Annotated in this window: 4 protein-coding genes; all 4 read left to right on the top strand. The window is 60.8% G+C overall.

The features are described 5' to 3' along the window. Nucleotides 1-151: 151 nt before the first annotated feature. The 4 genes from OC610_RS23505 (at nt 152) to OC610_RS23490 (ending at nt 3,516) form a co-directional block, all read left to right on the top strand. On the top strand, nt 152-1,054 hold the full coding sequence (locus OC610_RS23505; protein WP_264431238.1) for a chemotaxis protein: 903 nt from the start codon (nt 152-154) through the stop codon (nt 1,052-1,054). Nucleotides 1,055-1,186: 132 nt separating this feature from the next. Beyond that, entirely contained in the window at nt 1,187-1,513 is a 327-nt protein-coding gene (locus OC610_RS23500; protein WP_264431237.1) for a hypothetical protein, read from the top strand. A gap of 80 nt (nt 1,514-1,593) precedes the next feature. Beyond that, on the top strand, nt 1,594-2,343 hold the full coding sequence (locus OC610_RS23495; RefSeq protein WP_264431235.1) for a YkgJ family cysteine cluster protein: 750 nt from the start codon (nt 1,594-1,596) through the stop codon (nt 2,341-2,343). A gap of 201 nt (nt 2,344-2,544) precedes the next feature. Further along, nucleotides 2,545-3,516 (top strand): 2-hydroxyacid dehydrogenase, encoded by a 972-nt coding sequence (locus OC610_RS23490; RefSeq protein ID WP_264431233.1) that lies wholly within the window; start codon nt 2,545-2,547, stop codon nt 3,514-3,516. Nucleotides 3,517-3,546 lie beyond the last annotated feature (30 nt).

Here is a 3,546-nt window from a genome sequence, read left to right as displayed (position 1 = left end):
AAGCGATCCGCAAAAGGACCTTATGGCCGCGATCCATGCGATCGACAAGCTTTCGCCCTAAAGCCTGCCCCCTACAAGTCGATAACCCGTTATCAAAAGCTGTCTTGGCGATCTACATCGCTCGCCCCACCTTTTTACACAGAAGGTTTTTATGTCTTCCAACAAAGCCCGCGCAGATTCACTTTCGCTTCTGCTGTTTACCTTGCGCAGCGGCAAGCTGATGGCAATCAACCTGCTCAAGGTCAGTGAAATCATTCCCTGCCCGCCGCTGACCAAGCTGCCGGAGTCGCACCCACACGTCAAAGGCATCGCCACGCTGCGTGGGACGTCACTGTCGGTGATCGACCTGAGCCGCGCCATTGGCGAGCGCCCGCTGGAAGATCCCGATGGCGGCTGCCTGATCGTCACTGACGTCAGCCGCTCCAAACAAGGCCTGCATGTCCAGGCCGTGAGCAAAATCGTGCATTGCCTGACGACCGACATCAAGCCACCACCCTACGGCTCCGGCGGCGTGCGCGCGTTCATCACCGGCGTGACTTCGGTGGACGGCACGCTGGTGCAAGTGCTCGATATCGAAAAAGTCATCCACGGCATCGCCCCGGCGCAGATCGAGACGGCGCCCACCGAACTGAGCATGGAAGACGCCGAAGTGCTCGGCACCGCGCGGATCCTGGTGGTCGATGACAGCCAGGTCGCCCTGCAACAATCCGTGCACACCCTGCGCAACCTGGGCCTGCAGTGCCACACGGCCCGCAGCGCCAAGGAAGCCATCGATTGCCTGCTGGAGCTGCAAGGCACCGCGCAGGAGATCAACCTGATCGTCTCCGATATCGAGATGTCGGAAATGGACGGCTATGCCCTCACCCGAACCCTGCGCGAAACGCCTGATTTCGCGCATATCTATGTACTGCTGCACACCTCGCTCGACAGCGCCATGAACAGCGAAAAAGCGCGGCTGGCCGGCGCCAACGGCGTGCTCACTAAGTTTTCGTCGCCCGAACTGACCAAGTGCCTGATCACGGCGGCCAAGGCCGTGGCTGAACAAGGCCGCTGAGTTCGCTGAAAATCGATCGCAGCTTTCGTTGCCGCCAGCGCAACGAAAGCTGCGATCCGTTCCCGTCACCCGCCCTTCGCCCTCACCTCAGGCATACTCTTGTCCTGGTTTCCCAGAACAAGGACTTTCCTGATGAAAACCCCAGCCCTGATTCTCTTAACCCTGATCGCCCTGTCGTCGCAGGCCCACGCCTCCAGCTCCGACGCCTGGGCCACCTATGACAAGAAAGTACTCGCCAGCTGCGTCAAGGCCAGTGGTTTGAAAAACGCCGAACCGGTCGGCACCGCCGCGCAATTCGATGACCGCGTCGGCTACACCGCGCTGCTGCTGCAAGGCCAATACCCGCAAAAGCACATGAACGGTGCGACCGGTACCGAATTGTGCCTCTACCGCAAGAAAACCAAGGCTGCCTTCGTTACCGAATGGGACTCGATCCGTCCCGCCAGCACGTCCCGGTGAATGGCGCATAACTTGCTTCGCACCGTTCATCGCGGCGTTTTCCTGACGCCGCTTCCAGCCTATTTGCCTGCGGTCGATTAATGAATACAACGTTCTCCTGCGTAGGGTGCGGCAAGTGCTGCTCCGGTCATCACGTTCCCCTGACGCTCGACGAAGCCAGGATGTGGGCGAGTGACGGCGGTCAAGTGATCGTCCTGATCGAGGCCTTCCTGCCCAACGGCCTCGGCCTGCCCGTGGCGCAGCGCGAACATGCCGAACGGCGCTCTGCGGTGGTCCGCAGCGGCACGAGCGAAGCACTCGTGGCGATCACGTTTGCCGCCTACAACGCCGGTCCGTGCCACAACCTGAATGCTGACAACCTGTGCAGCATCTATGAGCGCAGGCCTTTGGTGTGCCGCATCTATCCGATGGAAATCAATCCACACATCCCCCTCAATACCGCCGCCAAGGACTGTCCACCGGAGTCGTGGGAAACGGGGCCGCAGTTGATCGTCGGCGGCAAGTTGGTGGATCAGGAACTGGCCGGATTGATCGAGCGCTCACGCCAGGCTGACCGTGAAGAAATCGGCATCAAGGAACGCATCTGTGCCTCCTTGGGCATTCACACCACGGCGCTGAAGGGCGACGGATTCACGGCCTACCTGCCGAACATGGAGGCGTTTGCCGCCGCCATCGACCTGGCCCGTTCGCAGCCACTGCAGCCGCAAGCCAGCGAATGGCAGTTCCATTTGTCCGGCGATGACATTGCCAGCCAGGTCACGGCCAGCGGCGCAACGGTCGTCACCGAAGCCCCCGTCAATTACGCCTTTATTTCCCTGCGGGCCGCCTGATTTTGTAGAGATTCCCTGTGGGAGCGAGCTTGCTCGCGATAGCGGTGTATCAGGCGACGACAGACTGGCACATGAATAGCTATCGCGAGCAAGCTCGCTCCTACAAGAGACTGGTGGCGCTGCGATTACGCCGCCCCTCTCGCCTAACCGCAGCCAGGAATGTTAGCGTGCTTGGTATTCCTTGCAGATGAGCCTTGCACGATGAAAAAAACCGTACTTGCCTTCAGCCGTATCACACCGCCGATGATCGAACGCCTGCAACAGGACTTCGACGTGATCGTGCCCAACCCGTCGAAAGGCGACATCAACGCGCAGTTCAACGAAGCCTTGCCCCACGTCCACGGGCTGATTGGCGTCGGTCGCAAGCTTGGCCGCGAGCAACTGCAGCACGCCACAAAGCTTGAGGTGGTGTCCAGCGTCTCGGTGGGCTATGACAACTACGACCTGGCGTACTTCAATGAACGCGGGATCATGCTCACCAACACCCCCGACGTGCTCACCGAAAGCACCGCCGACCTGGCGTTCGCCCTGCTGATGAGTAGCGCCCGTCGCGTCGCTGAACTGGACGCCTGGACCAAGGCCGGACAGTGGCAGGCCACCGTCGGGCCACAGTTGTTCGGCAGCGATGTGCATGGCAAGACCCTGGGCATCGTCGGCATGGGCAATATCGGAGCGGCGATTGCCCGACGTGGCCGGTTGGGGTTCAACATGCCCATCCTGTACAGCGGCAACAGTCGCAAGACAGCGCTGGAAAACGAGTTGGGCGCGCAATTTCGCGAACTGGACCAGTTGCTGGCCGAAGCGGATTTCGTCTGTCTCGTGGTGCCCCTCAGCGAGAAGACCCGCCACCTGATCGGCCAACGCGAACTGGCCCTGATGAAACCGAGCGCCATCCTGGTCAATATTTCCCGCGGCCCGGTGGTGGACGAGCCTGCGCTGATCGAAGCCCTGCAGACCCAGCGCATCCGTGGCGCCGGGCTGGACGTCTACGAGAAAGAGCCGCTGGCCGAGTCGCCACTGTTCCAGCTGAAAAACGCTGTGACGCTACCGCACATCGGCTCGGCGACCCACGAAACCCGGGAAGCCATGGCCAATCTTGCCGTGGAAAACTTGCGCAGCGCATTGACAGGCGAGCGACCGAAGAACCTGGTCAATCCACAAGTCTGGAAATAAAACCCACTGTGGCGAGGGAGCTTGCTCCCG

The sequence above is a fragment of the Pseudomonas agronomica genome, from assembly GCF_025917275.1.
Taxonomy (GTDB): domain Bacteria; phylum Pseudomonadota; class Gammaproteobacteria; order Pseudomonadales; family Pseudomonadaceae; genus Aquipseudomonas; species Aquipseudomonas agronomica.
The sequence above is the reverse complement of the archived record's forward strand: the minus strand, read 5'-3'. Positions and strand labels throughout refer to the sequence as shown.

Bases quoted from the DNA above. Each gene is read 5' to 3' on its own strand.
- OC610_RS23505 (WP_264431238.1), top strand. From the start codon at position 152: ATGTCTTCCAACAAAGCCCGCGCAGATTCACTTTCGCTTCTGCTGTTT.
- OC610_RS23500 (WP_264431237.1), top strand. From the start codon at position 1,187: ATGAAAACCCCAGCCCTGATTCTCTTAACCCTGATCGCCCTGTCGTCG.
- OC610_RS23495 (WP_264431235.1), top strand. From the start codon at position 1,594: ATGAATACAACGTTCTCCTGCGTAGGGTGCGGCAAGTGCTGCTCCGGT.
- OC610_RS23490 (WP_264431233.1), top strand. From the start codon at position 2,545: ATGAAAAAAACCGTACTTGCCTTCAGCCGTATCACACCGCCGATGATC.